This is a genomic window from Streptomyces sp. NPDC104371 (assembly GCF_055583785.1).
On sequence record NZ_JBVJNF010000020.1, the window covers coordinates 33,955 to 35,911 of the forward strand.

Below are 1,957 nucleotides of genomic sequence, written 5' to 3' on the forward strand. Positions count from 1 at the left end.
GCCCTTGTTGCTGAGTGGTTGGGGCGGGGGTGGGGGGAGACTTTAGGCAGCCACCATGGGGCGAGCCTCGAAGATCATGGCCCCAACGTCGTGCTTTACCGGGCAGGTCCACAACCTGCCCGACTCGCCGTGAGCTTACGGGGCCATGATCTCTCGCCCCATGGCAGCTCCAGCCCAAAGTCTCCCCCCACCCCCGCGCGGTTCGGCGCGCGTGTATGTGATGGGGGTCACAGATCAAACCCGTGGGTGCGATTGACCATGAGCATGAGATGCCGTAATGTTGTGTCTGTCGGAAGGGGCGGCACACCCCACCGACACCAACGGTCAAAACGACGAAAGGCATCACGTGAACAAGCACGAGACCGCAGTGGGGAACACGTTCGCCACCGCCGCGAAGTCCGCTGCTGGCTACCTCGACGAGGGTACGAACCTCCACGGTGACGAGAAGATGGGGCAGGTCCTCACCGCGCTCACGCGAATCACGACCGACGCGGCGCGTCTCGTTGAGATCGGCCCCGGCGGCGGTGCCGCCCTCCAGTACCTCACCGACCGTCTCACCCGCACCGCCGACCGGCCCCGCACGCTGGACGTCACCCTGATCGAGTTCCCCGGCGTCGAATCCGAGGCCCGTGACCGCGCCATCGACAGCTACAACGCGACCGACCTGGGAACCTGCACCCTTGTTCCCGGTCTCGCGCAGGACCTCGCCAAGATCCTCAAGGTGCCCGCACACGTCATCCTCGCGTCCGCGCTCTTTCACGAGGTCTTCTCCTACGGCGGTGGGTACGCGGCACTTCAGGAGCTGATGCGGGACCTTGCTGCCTTCTTGGAGCCCGGCGGTATGTTCGCCTATCGCGACATCTTCACCGTCAACGCCGCGACCCTCCACGAAACGGTCACGCAGACCTATACCCATCGCGTGTGGCTTCAGTTCATCCGCAAGTTCACCCCGCAGTACCTGAGCGAAAGCCGTCACCCCTACCACCGCTTCGGGGACGAACTGACCGTCCGTCAGAACTCCCGCATCGTGCGGTTGGAGAACATCGACCCCAGGACCCCCGCCGTCATCACCGGACCGATCGGCGTGTTCCGTGAGATTCAGCGCCACTTCATCACCTTCCGAAAGGACGTGTGGCGTTCCGGTGTCCTGGGATTCCGTCCCCTCGAAGGAGAGTTCTCCGCCGACTGGATCGACGCGGCAGCCGGTCACAGGCGGGTTCACTTCAAGCTCACCGGGGCCGGAGGGTTCACGGCGTCGATGCTCAAGGCCGCCAGCGAGCCGTACGGCGACCACTACGCCATAGACGGCGACCTCTTCGACATCTACACCGACTCGGCCATCAGTGAACTTCTCACGTCCGCCGAGAACGGCGACGAGCAGAGCATGGACGTGTGGCACGGCTGGTTCGACAGCGAAGGCCGTGAAACGTACGAGTACTGCACGCGGGGCGAACTCCTCGCCGCCTTCGCCACTACGTCGGCGGAAGGGAACACGAACACGGTGATGATGCCTCAGACGATTCATGACGTCGTCACCATCGAGCGGGCCTCCTACACCCGCTATCTCCAGAACCTGCCCAACCCCCTCTCCGACGGCAAGCAGTTGGTCCTCTTCACCAACATCCCTGCCGACAACACCGAGGCACTCACGGCCGGAATCGAGACCCTTCGACCGCTGTGCAGCCGAGAGGCCATGGCCCGACTCCACTCCGCCATAACCCAGATGAGGTGACCCGCCCACCCCTGACGGCCAGGTAACAGCCGCAAACGCGGGGCCCCGGACCATGACCGAGGGCCCCGCGCCCGGCACCCGCCCACGTGATCCGCGCAGCGGATCACCGGCCCCCCGCGCAGCGGGGGGCCCGGACCCTGACGACGGCGTGAAACGCCGTCAGGTGATCGGCGGAGCCGATCACCTAGCGTAACCGGCGAAGCCGGTTACGGACCCGCGCGCGGG

Annotated in this window: 1 protein-coding gene; it reads left to right on the forward strand. The window is 65.5% G+C overall.

Features of this window, described 5'->3' with window-relative positions; genetic code table 11:
* The first annotated feature begins 346 nt into the window (after window positions 1–346).
* On the forward strand, window positions 347–1,732 hold the full coding sequence (locus ACZ60T_RS33490) for a hypothetical protein (RefSeq protein ID WP_469669403.1): 1,386 nt from the start codon (window positions 347–349) through the stop codon (window positions 1,730–1,732).
* The last annotated feature ends 225 nt before the right edge of the window (window positions 1,733–1,957 follow it).